The 17,533-nt window shown below is 71.9% G+C and carries 14 protein-coding genes and 1 pseudogene; 8 read left to right on the top strand and 7 right to left on the bottom strand.

All coding sequences use genetic code 11. From position 1 onward, the window contains the following. Window positions 1-130 precede the first annotated feature (130 nt). From ABD981_RS10575 to ABD981_RS38860, 3 genes and pseudogenes are all read right to left on the bottom strand, one after another. Complete coding sequence (locus ABD981_RS10575) at window positions 131-2,431, bottom strand: LPXTG cell wall anchor domain-containing protein (RefSeq protein WP_131723827.1); 2,301 nt, start codon at window positions 2,429-2,431, stop codon at window positions 131-133. Window positions 2,432-2,600: 169 nt separating this feature from the next. Continuing rightward, on the bottom strand, window positions 2,601-2,966 hold the full coding sequence (locus ABD981_RS10570; protein ID WP_425586402.1) for a DUF6333 family protein: 366 nt from the start codon (window positions 2,964-2,966) through the stop codon (window positions 2,601-2,603). Further along, window positions 2,884-3,297 (bottom strand): annotated as a pseudogene (locus ABD981_RS38860) (DUF6333 family protein); the annotation flags it as partial. The pseudogene ABD981_RS38860 and the gene ABD981_RS10570, both read right to left, overlap by 83 nt. A gap of 61 nt (window positions 3,298-3,358) precedes the next feature. On the opposite strand from ABD981_RS38860, the gene ABD981_RS10565 reads away from it, so the two are divergent. Both ABD981_RS10565 and ABD981_RS10560 read left to right on the top strand, forming a co-directional pair. Beyond that, window positions 3,359-4,015 carry a hypothetical protein gene (locus ABD981_RS10565; RefSeq protein WP_046906118.1) on the top strand — a complete coding sequence of 219 codons (657 nt, stop codon included), beginning with the start codon at window positions 3,359-3,361 and terminating at the stop codon, window positions 4,013-4,015. Window positions 4,016-4,231: 216 nt separating this feature from the next. Continuing rightward, window positions 4,232-6,040, top strand: coding sequence for an endonuclease/exonuclease/phosphatase family protein (locus tag ABD981_RS10560; RefSeq protein ID WP_123954205.1), 1,809 nt, complete (start codon window positions 4,232-4,234; stop codon window positions 6,038-6,040). A gap of 86 nt (window positions 6,041-6,126) precedes the next feature. Here the strand turns inward: ABD981_RS10560 and ABD981_RS10555 are convergent, their stop codons facing one another. Both ABD981_RS10555 and ABD981_RS10550 read right to left on the bottom strand, forming a co-directional pair. Beyond that, window positions 6,127-6,519 (bottom strand): hypothetical protein, encoded by a 393-nt coding sequence (locus ABD981_RS10555; protein ID WP_131723825.1) that lies wholly within the window; start codon window positions 6,517-6,519, stop codon window positions 6,127-6,129. 60 nt (window positions 6,520-6,579) lie between these two features. Next, entirely contained in the window at window positions 6,580-9,132 is a 2,553-nt protein-coding gene (locus tag ABD981_RS10550; protein ID WP_123954203.1) for an FG-GAP-like repeat-containing protein, read from the bottom strand. A 480-nt stretch (window positions 9,133-9,612) separates the two neighbouring features. Here ABD981_RS10550 and ABD981_RS10545 point away from each other — a divergent pair, with 480 nt between their 5' ends. The 4 genes from ABD981_RS10545 to ABD981_RS10530 all read left to right on the top strand — a co-directional run bounded on the left by ABD981_RS10545 (window position 9,613) and on the right by ABD981_RS10530 (window position 13,208). Beyond that, on the top strand, window positions 9,613-10,533 hold the full coding sequence (locus ABD981_RS10545) for a hypothetical protein (RefSeq protein ID WP_131723824.1): 921 nt from the start codon (window positions 9,613-9,615) through the stop codon (window positions 10,531-10,533). A 138-nt stretch (window positions 10,534-10,671) separates the two neighbouring features. Then, window positions 10,672-11,016, top strand: coding sequence for a hypothetical protein (locus ABD981_RS10540; protein ID WP_123954202.1), 345 nt, complete (start codon window positions 10,672-10,674; stop codon window positions 11,014-11,016). A 288-nt stretch (window positions 11,017-11,304) separates the two neighbouring features. Next, window positions 11,305-11,991 carry a hypothetical protein gene (locus tag ABD981_RS10535; protein WP_131723823.1) on the top strand — a complete coding sequence of 229 codons (687 nt, stop codon included), beginning with the start codon at window positions 11,305-11,307 and terminating at the stop codon, window positions 11,989-11,991. A gap of 74 nt (window positions 11,992-12,065) precedes the next feature. Further along, a complete protein-coding gene (locus ABD981_RS10530; RefSeq protein ID WP_131723822.1) occupies window positions 12,066-13,208 on the top strand; it encodes a hypothetical protein in 1,143 nt (380 codons plus the stop codon). 184 nt (window positions 13,209-13,392) lie between these two features. Here the strand turns inward: ABD981_RS10530 and ABD981_RS10525 are convergent, their stop codons facing one another. Together ABD981_RS10525 and ABD981_RS10520 are read right to left on the bottom strand one after the other, a co-directional pair. Further along, a complete protein-coding gene (locus ABD981_RS10525; protein ID WP_046906113.1) occupies window positions 13,393-14,679 on the bottom strand; it encodes a sister chromatid cohesion protein PDS5 in 1,287 nt (428 codons plus the stop codon). Between the two features lie 95 nt (window positions 14,680-14,774). Beyond that, window positions 14,775-15,761 (bottom strand): alpha/beta hydrolase, encoded by a 987-nt coding sequence (locus ABD981_RS10520; protein ID WP_123954201.1) that lies wholly within the window; start codon window positions 15,759-15,761, stop codon window positions 14,775-14,777. On the opposite strand from ABD981_RS10520, the gene ABD981_RS10515 reads away from it, so the two are divergent. Together ABD981_RS10515 and ABD981_RS10510 are read left to right on the top strand one after the other, a co-directional pair. After that, entirely contained in the window at window positions 15,760-16,698 is a 939-nt protein-coding gene (locus ABD981_RS10515) for a MerR family transcriptional regulator (protein ID WP_046906112.1), read from the top strand. The two genes, ABD981_RS10520 and ABD981_RS10515, sit on opposite strands and share 2 nt — an antisense overlap. An 83-nt stretch (window positions 16,699-16,781) precedes the next feature. Further along, complete coding sequence (locus ABD981_RS10510) at window positions 16,782-17,348, top strand: GNAT family N-acetyltransferase (protein ID WP_046906240.1); 567 nt, start codon at window positions 16,782-16,784, stop codon at window positions 17,346-17,348. Window positions 17,349-17,533 lie beyond the last annotated feature (185 nt).

Genomic DNA, 17,533 nt, shown 5'->3' with positions numbered 1-17,533 from the left:
GGGATTTCCGGGCCCGATCGGACCCTGATCCGGCCGCGGGGCCAGGCCGGCGGACCGAACGGAGCGGCCCCGCACCGGAACTCCGGTGCGGGGCCGCCGTCCACTCCTGCCCGCTCTGTGCCCGGCGCGGCTAGTGCCGCGAGGCGCCCCGGCCGCGCTTCCGCCACAGCAGGGCCGCGCCCGCCGCCGCGAGGAGTGCGGCGAGTCCGGTGATCAGGCCGACCGGGGTGCTGGAACCGGTGTCGGCGAGGTTGCCGCCGCCCGAGCCGCCACCGTTCGTTCCCTGCTCGCCCGGCCTGTTCGGGGCGGGCGTGGTGGCGGGCGGCGTGGTGGACGGGTGGCCGCCGGGCTTCGACGGCCCCGGGGTCGGGCCGGTCGGGGTCGGCTTGGGCCCCGCCTTGCGTACGGCCGTGTCACCGCCGAGCAGGCTGGTGCCGGACTCCTTGTAGCCGAGCACCTCGGCCCGGGAGCCCTTGGTGACGTCCGACAGGTTCGGCTTCTCCGCGGCGAACTGGGTGCGGGTGATGTTCTTCTTGGGCGACTTGGAGAAGTCGACGCCGCCGACGGTCAGCGTGTAGACGTACTCGCCCTCCTTGTACTCGTACTTGTAGTCGCCCTCCATGAACGACTTGCGGTAGTTCTTCCAGACCTCGTACGAGTCCCACTTGGCGCCCCGGATCGGCCAGCGGCTCGCGTCGTCGCTGCCGATGATCCGGTGGAACTCGCCGGGCTTCTTCGCGTCCTGCTGCTTGACCCACTCGGCCGCCACGCGGGAGGCGTAGACGCGCCGCAGGTCGGCGTAGGCCGGGCCCTCGGCGATCTTCTTCTCCACGATCGGGACGAGGAGCCGCTCGACGAGCCGCTGGTTGTGCTGGATCTCCGCCTCGGTGAGGGTGCACTGCTCGCCCGGCGGCTGGGTCCTGGTCTCCTGCGGGACCGAGTTGACCTTGAGCGGCGCGTCCAGGATGAAGATGCCGCCGTCCTGCTCGCGCACCTTGGCCGGCTGCGGGGTGATCCAGTTGCGGATTCCGTGCAGGCAGATCCGGTTGTTCTTGTGGGTCAGGTTCTTCCAGAACTCGGCGCCCGCCGGGGTCTTGGGGTCCATGGCCCGCGAGAAGTCGTGTTTCATCTCCAGGTCCGCGTCGAGCAGCACCCGCCCCGCGTCGGTCTTGCCGAAGGCGCGGTCCATGATCCGGTCCGGCTCGTCCGGGTTGAGGTTCACCCAGAACTTCTCCGGCTTGAGCGCCAGCCAGGTGAAGAAGGCGTCGGACGCCATCTGCGCCTTCTCCTTGCCGCCGAAGCCCGGGTTCTCCTCCTCGTCGGTGTTCTTCGCGGAGAAGGAGTAGTTGAGGCTGCCGGTCTCGTTCTGACCGACGTACCGCAGCTCCAGGCTGGTGAAGTCGACGCCGCCGGGGCCGCGCAGGGCGTTCTTGCCGTTCTGCTGGAACGGGCGCGCCGCCTCCTGGCGCCGCCGGACGTCCTCGGGCGTCGGCATGGAGCGGCTGATCAGGTCGTTCCCGGCACCGGTCGACGGCCTGGCCGGGTTCGCGGAGAACAGGCCCGGGAACCGGGACTTGTACTGGTTCCCCGGGGCGTACGGGGCGGGAGTGGCGCCGTGCCGGTAGTAGTCGATCCCGGCCGCCCGGTACATGGCCTTGATCTTGTCCGTGGGGTCCTGGCCGTGGATGTAGACCACGCGCCAGCCGCGCCGCACGAGTTCCGCGTCGACCTTCAGCTGACCGGGCTTGGGGTCGATGCCCGACTTGAACTCGTAGACGGTCTTGGTCCGCGGGTCGACCGCGTCGAAGCGCCGCCCGTTCGGTCCGACGACCTTGTCGCCCAGCACCTGCCGCAGCTCCTTGTCGAGCCGCGGGTCGATGTCCCGCAGGTAGGTCTCGCACAGCCAGTTGACGCCGCCGAGCTTGAAGTGGCGCACCACCTCGCGCTCGTAGCCGCCGCCGCGCCGGTTGCGGGCGTTGTTCTCGATGTAGACGTCCTGCAGCCAGAACTCGAAGTTGCCCTTGTACGGGTTCCGGCTCGCCTGGCGGTTGTTCCAGGACGCGAACGCGTGCTCAGGGGTGCCGATCTTGTACTTGCCGGTGTCCGTGCCGTACTTGGCGACGTCGCCCGGCACCTTCAGGTCGGTGACGTTGAGCGTCGGCTGCTCGAAGTCGTAGAAGAGCTTCTCCGCGTCGGGCGTCTGCCACTGGTCCGGCCCGGCCGGCTTGTAGCCGGGCAGCGTGTTGCGCGGCGGTTCCGTCGGGCTGGTGCCGAACTTGTCCTGGCAGCGCTTGACCGGAGCGGCCTGGGCCTCCGGCTGGGCTCCGGAGAGCCCCACCGGCAGGCCGACGGCGAGCAGGGAGGTGCCGAGCACGACCGCCGCGAGGCGGACGCGCAGGCGCCCCGGTGGGGTTGATATGTGTGAACTCACGGTTGCTGATCCCTCATGGGGGCAGAGGAGTCGTCGTGTCACGGGCGGTGCACGGCCCCCGTTGCTGTCACCACCCCGGAACGCCCCACCCTAGGCCGCCGATGCCCCCTTGGCGCGAGCATTACAGGGCTGCAACTGTGAAGTTTCTGTGGGAAGTTGGTCCTGACGATCAGCCGAACCACACGTCGTTCAGGTCCGCCGCGGCCCGCTGGGTGCGCCGGACCCGGAACAGCGAAGGTCGCAACCGCGACCGGTCGCCGTCGGTGACCTGCCGCCCCAGCGCCAGCAGCCCGTACGCGTCCCAGTCGACGTACCGCGGCTCCTCGGCCAGGTCGACGTCGGCGTCGCCGTGACCGTCCGGGTCGACACCGAGCGCACGCAACTGCCCGGCCGGGTCGCCGCTCACCGTCCACTCCTCGTCGTCGCCCCAGCCGCCCCACCCGCAGCGCCGGCCCGCCCGGCAGGTCGAGCAGGAACTCGCGGTACTCCTCCCCGGCGTCGAGCCGCACCGACCCGGCGATCCGCGCCTCCGGATGCAGCGCCCGCTGCCGGTCCACCTCCTCGGCCATCGCCGCCACCACGGCGTCCCCGGCGAGCGCCGGGTCGACGACGAGCACCGTCCCGCCCCAGCACCCGACGGCGACGACATCGAGACCGGCCCGGGTCTCGGGCGCAGGCAGCCGGTCGAGCCCCCGCGAGGGCAGCTCCTCCAGGACCTCCGCGACCGTACCGAGCGACTCGACCACCCGCCGCGCCCACTCCGGATCGTGCGGCGGCGCCTCGGGACCCGCGTCACGGGTGAACGGCGGGAAGAGCAACAGCAGTTCGTAGTGGCCCCACTTGTCCACCGGGGTGTCATCCGTCATGCCCGCCACGGTACCGACGACCGGCCCGGGGCCGCCGTTCCCCTCGCGGTACGGTGCTGTCATGCCTCGATCAGCCACCACCGGTCCCGTCGTGCCTCCCGTCACCGCGGACGACGTCGCCCTCGCCGTGCGGCTCGCCGCGGAGCTGCTGCGCGGGGCACCCGAGGCAGGGTGGGGCGGAAAGGCCGGCTCGCTGTCGTGGGACTGCTGGGAGACCGCCGAGCACCTCGCCAACGACCTCCTCTACTACGCCGTCCAGCTGGGACCGCAGACCCCACCGCTGGACACCCACGTGCCCATCGCGTTGAGCCGCAGGAGGCCGGACGGACCCACGGTCTTCATCCACGCGGACCGTGACGCGGGCCCGGCCGGCCTGGTGCAGGTGCTGGAGGCGTGCGGCGCGCTGCTGGTCGCCATGGTGCGCACCACGCCGTCCCACGTCCGCGCCCACCACGCCGCCGGGGTGGCGGACCCCGAGGGCTTCGCGGCGCTGGCGCTGCAGGAGACGCTGGTGCACATGCACGACCTGGCCGAAGGCCTCGGACTCGCCTGGACCCCGCCCTCGGACCTGTGCTCACGGGTGCTCGCCCGCCTCTTCCCGGAGGCTCCGGACGGCGCCGACCCCTGGCCCACCCTGCTGTGGGCCACCGGCCGCGCCGCACTGCCCGGGCGCCCGCGTCTCATCACGTGGCGCTCGGACAGCACGGCGCGGTCCTAGGAGCGACCGGCCTCGGCCGCGATGCCCGCCCACGCCTCGGGCGGTGACGAGGGGTCGGTGACCAGCGGGTTCAGCGGAGCCGGGTGCCAGTGGCGACCCTCGGCCCGCTCGGCCGAAAGGTATCGTCGAGTGGTTTTGATCTACTCCGCTCGGGCCCGGTCGGCGCACGCCGGCTCCGCTTCCGAGCGGCTCGACCAACGAGGAGGGGGCCACTCCATGCGGAGACGCAAGGCGTTCACTCTATTGCTGGCGTTGCTGGTCGCACTGGGGGTGGTGCAGCCGGCCGTGGCCGACGCGCCGTCACCGAGCACCGCACCGGTCGTCCGGTTCCTGAGCTACAACATCTGCGGAAACAGTGACAACAAGGACGCCTGCTCTCTGACCCGGGAGGTCGAGCAGCGGCGTGACAAGGTGGTGCAGGAGGCACGCGCCTGGAAGGCGGACCTGATCTTCCTGCAGGAGGTCTGCCGCCAGCAGTACGACGGGATCCTGGGCTCGCTCATGCCGGAGGGGTACGACGGCTACTTCGTCCCCACGCTCACCCGCTCCGACGTGTGCAACGTGAAGGGCCTGAACGGTACCGTCACCAACGGTGCGTACGGGATCGCCGTCCTGGCCAAGGGGCCCCTCACCGGTGGCACGGGCGTGCGCCTCGACCCGGACGACGCCTACACCAACACGTACTCCGGCCCGGAGGAGTGGTACGCGGCGTGCGTCGAGGCGAGGATCCAGTCCGTCAGGACACGCGCCTGCTCCGTCCACCTCTACCCCCAGTACGCGAAGACCAACGAGCACCCGGTCGTCCCCGCGGACATCAACGCCACGCAGGCGAAGAACCTGGCCGCGAACCCCTGGCTGAACGCGGGAACCCCCGTGGTGCTGGGCGGCGACTTCAACCCGGTCAACCGCAACACGGGCGGTAGCAGGGCGAACGCCCCGCGGTCCTCGGACCTCGACCCGTTCTACCGCCCCGCCCTGGGCGGGACGGGACGCTTCATCGAGACCGACGAGACGGACGCCGACCACTTCGACTGCGCGGCACCGCTCCCGGGCAACTGCCGGTCGGGTGAGTTCACGAACTACGACGCCAGCCGCGGCTCGCAGGCCAAGCTGGACTACGTCTTCGTCGACGAGGCCCACTTCAAGAACGTGGCAGCCGACGCCAAGGAGCGCGACCCCCGCATCTCCGACCACTATCCGTACCTCGGAGCCGCGACGTTCTCGCACTGCAACAACCCCGCCGACGGCAAGGCCGACATGCTGCGCCGCGACGCCGCGGGCGACCTGTGGAGGCACTTCGGCCGCGCGGACGGCAAGATCGCGGCCGACCCGTGCAAGATCGGTGTCGGGTGGGCCGGCATGCAGCACATCGCCCGCACGGGAGCCGCGGGCGCGGGGGGCGTCGAGAACCTCTACGCCATCGACGGCGCCGGCAACCTGCGCTTCTACCCCGGTGACCCCACCGAGCTGTACTTCCGGGCACCCCGCACCCTCGGTGGCGGATGGGCCGACGTCCGCACGATGGCCGTCAGCCCCGACTCCGACGGCGACGGCAACCCCGAGCTGATCATCCGGCGCGACAACGGAACCCTGTGGCGCGTCCCGACCCGGCAGGACGGCACCGTCGGCACCCCGGTGAGCCTCGCCGGCGCCGAAGGCTGGGGTACGGGGACCTACGACACGATCCTGGCGCCGGGCGACATCGACGGCGACAGCCGCCCCGACATCCTCGCCCGGACCCCGGCAGGCGACCTGTTCCTCTACGCCGGCCGGACCGACGGCACCCTGGCGGCCCGCACCCGGATCGGAACCGGCTGGAACATCTACAACACGATCGTGGCCCCGGGGAACTTCGACGGCGACGGCAACGGCCGCCCGGACCTCCTCGGCCGCAAGCCGAACGGCGACGTCTTCTTCTACGCCGGCACCGGGAACGCGGCCGCACCCTTCGTGAACCCGCCGTGGCCCCACCAGAACGCCGACCGGAGCGGCTGGGGCTTCGACCCCACCGACCTGCTCTTCTGACGCGACCCGCCACTCCTTGCGGCTGACCCCGTACGCCGCAAGGAGTGATCGGGCCACCGGGCTCCGCCGGCTGCGGGCCAAGACACCTAGGCGCCCTTCAGGGCCTTGATCACGTGGTCGAGATCCGGCGGCATGACCGCGATGGAGATCTTTCCGTCGGAAGACTCGCATTCCACGATCCGGGAGGCCGGATTGATGGACATCCCTTCGCGCATGGACGGCGAGCGCAGCTCGGCCTGACGGAGATCGGCCGGCAGAGCGGTCTCCTTCCTGCCGAACGAGGGCTTCCAGACGAGGGGGCCGGCCCCGATCAGCAGACGCCCCGCCTTCCAGCGGGATCCCCGCTCGGCGAACTTGAGCATGCAGTGCACCCCGGCCTGCTGTCCGGAGGCGATGGCGCTCGATCTCTGCTGCTGCTTCCGGTGTATCAGCCATCCGACGAGGGCCGCGCCGGCCATGCCCACCACTACTTCGATCACTCGGTCATTCAACCAAACGGGGCGCGGCACGGTGCCGGGCCGGGTGGGCCGGCCCGCGGCCTACCAGCCTTCGATCACGTCGCGGGCGGTGGCGAAGGCGCCGCCGCCCCGGCCTGACCAGGCCTTCAGGGTCCCGGTGGTGTCGTCCCGGGCAAGGATGTCGGCGTGGCCGTCGCCGTCGAGGTCGGGGACCGCGGTGGTCTGGCCGAAGTTCCAGCCGCCGGTGACGGTGGTCGGGGCCTCGAAGTAGCCGCCCTTGTTGTGGATCCAGATCCTGAGGCGGTTCGTGGCGGGCTCACGGGCGATGATGTCGGCCGCGCCGTCGCCGTCGAAGTCCGCCGCGGTGGTCTGGGTGAGGTTCCAGCCGCCGGTGACCTGCCACGGGCCCCGGAACGTGCCGGTGCCGAGGCCGGACCAGATCTTCAGGTTGCCGGCGCTGTCGCGGGCGATCAGGTCGGTCGTGTGGTTGCCGTCGAAATCGGCGGCGGTGGTCTGGGTGAACTCCCAGTGCTCGGTGACCGTCGTGGGCGCGTTGAAGGACCCGTCGCCCCGGTTGGTCCACATGCGCAGGGTGCCCCTGGGAGGTGCGTTCTCATCGACGGGGCCGTCGTAGCGCGCGAGGATGTCCGCCTTGCCGTCGCCGTTGAAGTCGCCGGCGACGGTCTGGGAGAAGTGCTGCCAGCCGTGGGCCACGTGGGTGGGAGCGGCGAAGGTGCCGTCGCCGAGGCCGAGCCGCAGCTGCAGCGCGCCCGTAGGGTCGTGCCGGGCCAGGATGTCGGAGATCGCGTCGCCGTTGAAGTCGGCGGACACGGTTTCCCCCATCGGCAGCGGCACGCCGTGGGAGCGGTCGGCGAGGGTACGGGCGAGGAGTTCCGTGCCTGCGTCGTTGAAGTGCAGCCAGTCGGTGTCCTTCTCCTTCTCCGTGATCGCGTACGTGCCTCGCAGCGCGTAGGGGTCGTCCGTGTCCCGGGTGGCGCGGTCGAAGTCGACGAAGGCGTCGATGTCGCCCGTGGTGCGGATGTACGCGTTCACCGACTGGCGGACCGCTTCGTGGACGCGGAAGTTCGAGGACGCGTGGAGGGCGGGGTAGGCGGTGTAGCCGGAGAACCCGGGGATGGTGGCGACGGTGACGCGGATCCCGCGTGCGCGTGCCTGAGCGGCGATCTTCTGGATGCCTTGCGTGATGTCGGCGGCCGACGATCCCTCGTGGACGATGTCGTTGACACCCTCGTAGAGGACGACTTCGCGGACGTTGGGCTGGGCGAAGACGTCACGGTCGAGGCGGCTCAGCGCACTGGGTCCCTTGACGTTGTCCGGGGAGGTCTCGAAGTTCCTGAGGAGCCGGTTGGAATTGATGCCGGCGTTGAGGACCCCGCTGCCGTCGCCCTTCGCCCTGAGGAAGGCCGCGTAGAAGTCGGGCCAACGGCGGTTGGCGTTCGTGGTGCTGTGCGCGGCATCGGTCTGGGAGTCACCGAGGGCGACGACGGTTCCGGGGTTGTCGCCGGTGGCGACGTCGATTCCGCTGAGCAGCCCCCAGAAGGTGAGGTCCTTCCGGGTGAAAGCCGCCTCGCTCACGTCAGCGGTGTGATCACCACCCTGCCAGGCGGTGGTGTACGAGGTCGCTTTGGCGTACCCGTGATAGGCGAACATCTTCACGGACGTCGGCAGGTGATAGCTGACGAGCAGGTTCTTCCCGGCCGTGACCGGGAAGGGAACCGGATCGCTGACGAGCTCGCCACCCGCGGGAATGATCGCCTGCCGGCTGCCACGGAAGGTCAGGGTGGCCGGAGTCTGCGTGGCGCTTCCCCCGGTGGCCTGGGTCGCCACGGTGACGTGCCCGAGCCTCAGGGGACTGGGGGAGAAGGTGTTGGCGAACCGCAGGCGGGCCGTCGCACCGCTCGTATGGGGACTGACGACCATGCGGAAGGTCTGGTTCGTCCAGTCGGGATATCCGTCCCCCATCGTGGTCGTGGTGTACGCGGAGCTGAAGGCCGTGCCCCAGCTCCCGGTCCAGAAGCCGCCGCCGGGCGCCGCCGGGGTGCTCCGCACCGCGGCGGAGAAGACGTGGAGGCGCCTCGCCCCGGTGGCGGCCGGCAAGGTGACGGCGTCGACGGTCTTGCCCGCGGCTATCGGCACGGTGACCGCGTACAGCTTCACCGGGGTGGTGCCGCGCGCCGAGCGGCTCAGGACGACGGCGGCCTCGACGGAGCTGCCCTTGGCCCAGTCCCCGATCTCTTCGAGCTCGTAGGCCGAGGTGGTGCCGTCGCCGTAGTGCACGGTCCCCGAGCCGCCCCCGGCCTCCTGGTCACCGGTCGCGGTGACCAGGAGACCGAGGGCGTTGCCCGCGCCGGACACGGGGACGGTCTGCCCGTCGGCGACGATGTTGTCCGGCCGGCCGGGCGCCACGTCGGGGAGGGTGTAGGTGGTCGCGTTGACCGTGACGCTCGCACCGCGGGTCCAGCCGGCGGCGTTGAGCGCATCGGCGGACAGGCTGTTGCCCGCGCCGTCGAGGTCGGCGATGCCCGGATCGGCGTTCGTCGCGATACCGGCGTTGTTGAAGGCGCTGCTGAACGAGGGATAGACCGCGTCCGCGGCGCTCGCGGGGGTCGCCACGACTCCGCCGGCGGTGAGACCGAACGCGAGGGCGGTCGCGACCGCCCTCGTCCTCGCGCCTCCGAATGATGTGCCTAGCATGACAAGAACTGCCTTTCGTCGCTTCGTCGACAGCGCGGCCGCCGCTGGTGCGGGGCCCGTCGGCGAAGGGCGGGTGGCGGAGACCGGCCGTCGCCCTTACCGGCGGCGTCGGTTGCTCAGGGCCCCCGCGGATCCCCGTACGAGGCCCGGCTGAACTCGCCGTGACCTCCGGAACAGCCGTACGCCGCACGGGGCGACGACCTGCACGTCGGCTCGGCCGCGAGTCAGGCTACCGCCGATCATGGACGAGGAGGTCGGCGAGGTGGTGGTCGCGCGGCGGCGCGCCGGCCCTCGGTGCGCGACGACCGCACCCCGCGTCGGCGCATGGAACCCCGGCCGGTGCCGGGGCCGCCCGTCGCGGGGGTTCCCCTGTGCGGGGAGCGGCGGGATTCTGGCCGTATGAAGACGACGGGGCGGGTCATCGCGCGGTGGGTGTGCGCGGGAGCAGGGATCTGGGTGGCGGCCGAGGTGGTGGACCGGTTACGGGTCGCCCCGGATGTGGCCGGCCTCGACCGGGTGGTGGCGGTGGCGGTGGTCGCGGCTGTGCTCACAGCCGCCGTCGCGCTCGTCCCCCTGCCCCTGCAGCGGTGGCTCGGGCGGGCCGTCGCCGCCGACCAGCGCAGGCTGGCCGAGGAGTTCGACAACGGCTCCGACGCGCGGTTCCTGGCGCTGATCGGCAGGCAGTTCGCCTTCGCCGGGCTCGGGCTGCTCCTGTCCGTGTTCGTGATCGCCGTGGTCGGGCCGGTCGGACTGTGGGCCGGGATCAAAGGGGCGGCCGGGCTGGGGTTCGACGTCGAACTCGGCGGAGGTGCCCGCGAGTTCGTGGCGGCGGCACTCGTGGTGGCAGCGGTGCAGCGGGTGTTGCTGCTCGTGCTCGACATACCGGTGAAGCGCCGCACCGCCGCGGCGCTGCGCGCCCTGGCCGGCTACCTCGCCTGTCTGGGCGGCCTGGCTCTCGCCGTGCTGTGGCTGGACGGCGTGACCGCCGACACCCCGCAGTGGACGGCCCTCACCGTCGTCGTCGCCGTCTTCCAGCTGCGCCCGGTTCTGTCGCTGGCCCTCCCCCTGCCGGGGGTCGCCTCGTTCGTCCTGGTAACCGTCAACGCCCTGGTGCTCGGGCTCATCGCCTGGCTCACCGGTCTGCTGGACATCGCGGGCTTCTGGCCGCTGGCCGGGACGGCCGCCCTGATGTGGGCGGCGGAATGGCCGGTCCGCCTGGTGTCGGCGGTGGCCGAGGCCCGCAGGAACCGGCAGTCCCCGCAGCCGCCGCCCGACCCCTTCTGGCCCGACAGCCAGATGCCGCACGCGCCGCTGTACTGACCGGTCACGGACCGTGCCGCGGGCGCCACCTCGGTAGTCACTCGAATGGGTGCATCCGAATGGTGGTACCGGACCGGGCGGCCCTACGGTCGGTGGAGATCTCGTTCCGAGACAGGGGGCCGGCAAGGAAGGTCAATCATGAACCGACTTCGCACCCTCGCCGTCGCGGCCGTTCCCGCGGCGTTGCTGATCGGCCTGGCGACTCCGGCTTCCGCCGCGGCCGGGCCGCAGGCGCCGGCGATACCGGCGGCCAGCTGTTACAGGCCGGGAGCCGATCAGGTCCTCACGGCCCAGGAAGGCATCGCGCTCGTCAGCGCCTGCAAGGCCAAGCGCGACGACCCCTCATGGCACTGGATGGGCAACTACGGCTCGGTCTACGACGTGGTCAACGTGGCCAACAGCAGGGGCGTCGGCCCCGGCGGGCTGGTCACCATACCGAACGCCAGCGGCGGCGGCCTGATCCCCACGTTCATGTACTACTGAACCGGAGACCGGGAGCGATCACCGGTAGACCGTCGACGCACCATCGAACGTGTGGCCACGGACACGGCGGGCAGTCTTCTACGGATCACGGAGCCGCCTACGCTCCGCGATCCTCGGAGGAGACGCATGCCCGTCGTGCCCGCGTCCGCGGTCGACCCGGCCCGGGGCGTGAGGCATCACCCTCCGGGTCGGCACCGATGACGGGGGACGCGGGTGGGAGGACCGGGGGATCAGGCGGCGCTGCGGTGTCCGGGATCGAAGCTGGAGTTCGACGGCCACACCCTGACCGTGACGCGAGGGTGGTGCCCCGCCCCCGGTCCGCGCACGCGGCGCTTCCGGCTCACGGAGATCGTCCACGCTGCCGCGCACACCCCGGACCATGACCACGAAAGCCCGCTGGGCTACCGCTTCGTCGTGGAGACCACCAGGCGGACCCGTCCGTACCGGGTCTGGTGCCGGCGGCCCTTCGCCATCCAGGAGACGTCCCGTACCCGGCACTCGCCGCGCCTGGTCCACGTCATCGCGAGAGCGATTCGGCAGGCGCAGACCGAGCGGCAGCGCGCGGTGCCGGCCGTCACGTACGGCCTGGGGCCGTGGCCGGAGGAGACCCGGCGCGAGATAGGGCACCGCGCACCCGGGCCGGAGGAGCCGGCCCCGCGAGGTGACCACCGCGCGGCCGTCGAGGAGACCCTGGCCGACTGGCGCGGAGAACCCCGGCCCCACCCCCTCGGCCGCCCGGCGTCCCGTACTCCGCCGTCGACCGAACCGCCCTGGCCGACCTCGCACCGCCCCGGCTTCACCGGCCCCACGCCATGCCGCGCCCTCGTCGACGGACTGGACGCCCAGGCGGGAATCGAGGCGACGCCCCAGCGGCAGACGTACCTCGCGGAGCTGATGCACGGCGCCCGAACCCCCTTGCGGGAGGCGCACGAGGACCGTACCCCCCTGCGTAGACGACTCCTGAACGGCTGGTGACCGTGCCGGCGCGCACAGCTCGTACGCAAGGCGTTCCCGTCCCGCCCGGGACATGTCGATCGGAAGGAAGAAACGTGTTACGAAGTCTGGTGACCGCGACGCTCGTCGCCACGCTGGCCGCCACCTCACTGGGCGCTGCCCAGGCCGCGGAGATCTCGCCCCCGGACGCTAGGTCGGGCCCCGTGATGCACCTGCTGCCGTACCCCGAGGGGCACGTCGCGGCCAACGCGGAGCTGATCAACGACGCGGGGCAGATCGTCGGTTCGACGACCGACGGACGCGGGACCTACACGGCCACGCGATGGGACGCGGACCTGTCCATCACGCCGCTCAAGGCGCTCGACGGCACCGGCACGCTGGTCATCACCAAGGCGCTGGCACCCGACGGCACCGTCGCGGGGGCCGCCGACACCGGCGACCGGGTCGACCACGCCGTCACCTGGGACGCGTCGGGCACGCCGAAGCGCCTCCAAGAACCGGCCGGCTACGTGAACAGCACCGCCAACGACATCAACGCCGCTCACGTCGCCGTGGGCGTGGCGTCGGACAACAGGGCGGCCCGCGCCGTCCGCTGGGGACGCGACGGACGGGCCACCCTGCTGCCGCTGCCGCCCCTCACCGGCTACAGCGAGGCCCTGTACGTCGACGACCGGGGCGTGGCCTACGGCTGGGCCAGCAACAGCTCGGGCGCCAACAAGCAGGCCGTGCGCTGGGACACCTCGGGCAACGTGACGAGCCTGGGCACCTTCGGCGGCCAGTGGTCCGAAGTCCGCGACGTCAACGACCAGGGCACCGCCGTCGGCTCCGCCGGCGCGCCCGGCTACGAATCCTGGGCCGCCGTCGCCCCGCCGTCCGGCACCTACCAGCAGCTGCCGGGTGGCGTCCACGCCAGCACGGCCTTCGCCGTGAACAACCACGGCGACGCCCTGGGGGCCGTGAACGCGCAGCGCGTGCTGTGGAGGAACGGCGCCATGACCCCGCTGCGCCCCCTGCCCGACACCCGGTCCCTGGAGGCGTACGACCTCGACGACTCCGGCAGGGCGGTGGGCAAGTCGGGCGACTTCGCCACGGTGTGGGACACGGGCGGGGCACCGACCGCCCTGCCGACGGGGCCGAGGGTCGACTACAGCTACGGCTTCAGGATCAACAACTCGGGCCAGGTCCTCGGATGGGCCTCCACCTGGGACTACGGCAGGCAGGCCGTCGTCTGGCGCTGAGCCGGGGCGGAGAGCCGAGGCGGGGCGGGACGCCGAGCGAGCCGCCGGCTCGTGAACCGGCCCGCCGCCGCGAGGTCAGCGCTCGTACGGGTTGCTGCCCGTCGCCTTGACGGACGTGCGGGTGCGGCCGGTGTCGGATCCCGGGCGGACGGCCGGGGTCCCGGCCGTGCACCGTCGCTGTTGATCACCACCGGGATTCGGCGTACGTGCGCAGCATGTGATGCACGTCGCCCATCGTGCCGTGCCCCGGGCTGCGATGGCCGGTGAGTCCCTGACTGATCTCGTCGAGAACGGCACGGCCGCGTCCGTCTCCGCGTGCGGCCAGTGCGCCGGCCGCCTGGATCCGCACGTCGATGCCGACCTCCGCGTCGTCGAGGCGGTCGGCGAGCACGCCCCGTAGGGCGGGTGTGTCCACTCGGGAGCGGTACAGGGCATGGATCGCGGTGGTCCGGACGGCCGGTTCCGGGTCCCCTGCCAGGTGCAGCACGGCGGTGAGGATCCGCGGCTCGACGTCGTCGCGATGCGCTAGGGAGCCGACGAACGCACACGTGGCCGTTCGGCGCACCTCCGGGTCCGGGTCCGCGGCACGCCGGAGCAACGCCGTCACGAGGTCGCGGTCCAGCTCTGCCACGGGGCGTACGAGGGCACCCGCCGCGGCGTGCACGGCCGCCCTCCTCACCGCCGCGTCCGCGTGCGCGAGGTACGGCAGGGCAGCCAGGTGATCGTGCCAACCGTGCATCGACAGGGCGTGCAGCACGGTCTTCAGCGCGTACGTGTCCCGCTCGGTGCCGAGCAGCGGCCGGAGGAACGCGACGGCAGCCTCCGAGAACGCGCGCTCGCTGTCCTCGTCTTCGTCGTCCGAGACGTCGAGGCCGAAACCGAGGTTGAGAAGGGCGTCGAGAGCGAAGCGGCGACCGGCGAGCGACGGTGCGTCCTGGGCGCGGGCGCCCGCCCAGTCGAGGAGTGCGCGGCCGCCGCGCCGGGCGATGACCAACAGCGACTCCTCCCAGTCCGCGTGGCCAGGATCAGCGTGCACCAGCGCACGCGCCATCAACTCGTCCGGGGACGTGACGATGCCGAGGTCGAACTCCACCATGCTGATCACCGCCCGGCGGGCTTCCGGACCGGCGGGGTCGGCGGCGAGGGCCGCCTCGGCGACGCGCAGCGCACGCCGGCGGAGCAGCAACCCCGCGTCCGTCCCACTGAGCAGGCATCGCAGCACCTCGACGTGGCCGCGCCCGGCGGCCCACCCGACCGGGTCGACACCACCTGACCACGGCCGGGAGGCGTCGACGCCCCGCAGACCGACGAGTTCGCGCACCGCCTCGGCACGACCCGCCCGGGCAGCGGCCTCCAGCAACGCGATGCCCTCAGGGCCCGCGAGTTCCTCATCGGAGACATGGTCGAGGAGCTGGGCGAACTCGGCCTCGTCGCCGTCGGTGAGGGCACGGGTCAGTGCAGTGCGGTCCATGCGCGCGAGTCTGCCGGGAGGAGCCTGCGCCGTCGAACGGATTCCCGCCGGCACGCGTCATCGCGTCGAGCCGCACGCGATCCCCGAGCGGCACCTCAGACGAGGCTCGTCAGCAGCTCCGCGAAGCCACGAGGCCGGCTGAAGTACCCGACGTGCGGGGCCGCGAGCGTGTGCACGTCGAAGGGATGGTGCGGGGTCAGTGCGTCGGCGGTGCGGATCATGTGGGCCTGGACGGCCGGGGGAAGGCTGCGGTCGTCGGAGAGCCGCACGTGGCTGTGCGGCACCCGCCCCCACGTCTCAGCCCGGACCGACGCTCCCGGCTCCAGCGCCGAATCGGTCTCGTCCGGGTCCAGGGAGTCGAGCGGCAGCCGGAACTGGTGGTCGGTCGAGTCGGCCATGATGGCGGCCTTCAACGCGGCGAACAGGCCCGGATCGGCTTGCACCGCACGCCAGTTGAGCCGAACGACGCCCGGGTCGCCTGCACGCGGCACGGCGATCCGCGCCACTGCGGCGTCCAGCAGGTTGTCGTCGGCCACGTCCCACGGCTCGGTGAGCATGGCCGGATCGGCGAGACGGAGCGCGGACAGGTAGACCACCCGGTCGAGCAGGTCCGGTGCGGCGTTGGCCACGGCGCTGATCGTCAGCCCGCCGAGGCTGTTGCCGACCAGCACGATCGGCCCCGACGCGGCGAGCCGCCGCACGATGCCCACCACATGGCGGACGTTGTCCGCCAGCGTGACACCGCGCAGCGGGGACGGTGCGGCGGCGAGTGCCGCCACGTCCTGGGGCTGCTGGTAGTAGGCGGCCGGGAGGTCGGCGAGGTCGCCGTGACCGGGCAGGTCGACGGCGTGCGAACGGTACCCGAGCAGGGCCGGCTCGTTCTGCAGCGGTCCCCAGGACCGGGCGTTGCCGGAGCCGCCGTGAACGCATACGAAGCCCTTTGCGGAACGCGGCGCCCCGGAGCGGTGCTCAGCACCCGATGGGCCGCCACGTTTGATCTGGCTCAGGCAGAGCGAGAAAGTGGCTGCCGTGAGCGCCGGGGCTTGAGTCTCCAGCGGGGGGAGACCTGAAGGTGGGGACATGAACGGCCGCACTCTCTACTCCATCGGCGAGCTGGCCCGGCGAACCGCTACCACCGTCAAGACCATCCGGTTCTACTCCGACTGCGGGCTCATACCGCCCACCGACCGCAGCCCGGCCGGCTACCGCCTCTACGACGACGGTGCCGTCGCACGCCTGGAGCTCGTCCGGACCCTGCGCGACCTCGGGCTGGACCTTGCCGCCATCCGGAAGGTCATGGACCGGGAAGTCACGCTGTCGGAAGTCGCCGCGACACACGCCGAGGCGTTGGACGTGCAGATCCGGGTCCTGCGGCTGCGGCGCGCGGTCCTGACCGCCGTGGCGAGGCGTGGCTCCACCCCTGAGGAGACGAATCTGATGCACAAGCTGGCACAGCTGTCCGAAGCGGAACGCCGACGGCTGATCGACGACTTCCTCGACGCCGCCTTCGGCGGCGTGGGAAGCGGCTCGGAGTTCGCGGGGGTCATGCGCTCGATGACCCCGCACCTGCCGGACGACCCCGATGCGGAGCAGGTCCAGGCGTGGGTCGAACTGGCCGGAATGGCCGAGGACCCGGATTTCCGTGCCCATGTGCGGCGGCTCGCGGAGGACCAGACGGCCGGACGCATTCCGGACACGCCCCCCAGCAGGCAGAGCGACGTGGCCGCGATCGTCCGCGACCTCGTCTCCCCGGCCGTGGCAGCCGGGATCGAACCGGCCTCACCCCGGGCCGACCCGTTCGTGTCGGCCCTGATGACCCGCTGCGCACCTGTCCTCGAACGCCGGTGCGACGCCGAGCCCCAGGGGCAGCTCCTGACCCTTCTCGAACGCATGAATGACCCGCGCAGAGAGCGGTACTCCTCGCTGCTCGCGGTGATCAACGGCTGGCCCGGCCCCGAGAGCCTTCAGCCGGTGCTCGACTGGTCCATCCAGGCCCTGCGGGCCCGGAGAGGGCGATGACGGGGCGGTCGCGGGACGGCATCGACCGGATCGATCCGATCACGCCGATCGCAGACCGAAGCGCTGCTGCCTACGATCCGGCCATGAACCCTTCTCTCACCCTCGATGCCGCCGCGACACCGACCGCTCCCGCGCTCACCCTCCGCCCCTGGTGCGCGGAAGACGTCGCCGCGCTGGTCGACGCGTATCGGGACCCGGATCTGCGGCGTTGGACGACCACCCCCATCGAGGGCACGGACCAAGGCCTGCGATGGGTGCGGGACCAGGAGCAGGCCTGGGCCGCGGGCACCAGGTTCGCCTTCGCCGTACTCGAGAAGGCCCTTGACGCGGAGCCGCCGCGGCTGGTGGGCAACGTGGTGCTCAAGGGAGCCGGATCCGGCGGGCCCTCCGCCGAGGTCGGCTACTGGACGGCAGCGCCGGCGCGTGGACGAGGCGTGGCCCCGAGAGCCCTGGAAGCCCTCACCGCCTGGGCCTTCGACACCTTCCGAACGGAGGGCCTGAACCGCCTTGAACTCCTCCACCAGGTCGACAACCCGGCGTCCTGCCGCGTGGCCGAGAAGAGCGGCTACACGTTCGACAGCACCCTGCCCGCGGCTCCTCCCTCCTACCCGCGCGACGGACACCTGCACGTACGGCACGCGGCTGCCTGAGCCCGTTGCGCCCCGCTCCACGAGACGCCGCTCGGCAGGCGCACTACGATGGCCGCCGCAGAGCCGGAGGGGGACACGTGGACCAGTCGAACGGCCCGCGACCGGAGCCAGTCTGGTTGGTGGCCGCGAACGTCGTGGCATGGCGCCGATGCGGAGTCGGCGGCCAGGAGCTGCGCCCCGGGACG

Origin of the sequence: Streptomyces showdoensis (assembly GCF_039535475.1) — a bacterium.
GTDB classification, from domain to species: Bacteria; Actinomycetota; Actinomycetes; order Streptomycetales; family Streptomycetaceae; genus Streptomyces; species Streptomyces showdoensis.
Note: the sequence above shows the minus strand (reverse complement) of the source record. Positions and strands in the feature narration are given on the sequence as shown.

Bases quoted from the DNA above. Each gene is read 5' to 3' on its own strand.
- ABD981_RS10525 (WP_046906113.1), bottom strand. From the start codon at position 14,679: ATGGACCGCACTGCACTGACCCGTGCCCTCACCGACGGCGACGAGGCC.
- ABD981_RS10510 (WP_046906240.1), top strand. From the start codon at position 16,782: ATGAACCCTTCTCTCACCCTCGATGCCGCCGCGACACCGACCGCTCCC.
- ABD981_RS10560 (WP_123954205.1), top strand. From the start codon at position 4,232: ATGCGGAGACGCAAGGCGTTCACTCTATTGCTGGCGTTGCTGGTCGCA.
- ABD981_RS10545 (WP_131723824.1), top strand. From the start codon at position 9,613: ATGAAGACGACGGGGCGGGTCATCGCGCGGTGGGTGTGCGCGGGAGCA.
- ABD981_RS10520 (WP_123954201.1), bottom strand. From the start codon at position 15,761: ATGTCCCCACCTTCAGGTCTCCCCCCGCTGGAGACTCAAGCCCCGGCG.
- ABD981_RS10515 (WP_046906112.1), top strand. From the start codon at position 15,760: ATGAACGGCCGCACTCTCTACTCCATCGGCGAGCTGGCCCGGCGAACC.
- ABD981_RS10565 (WP_046906118.1), top strand. From the start codon at position 3,359: ATGCCTCGATCAGCCACCACCGGTCCCGTCGTGCCTCCCGTCACCGCG.
- ABD981_RS10540 (WP_123954202.1), top strand. From the start codon at position 10,672: ATGAACCGACTTCGCACCCTCGCCGTCGCGGCCGTTCCCGCGGCGTTG.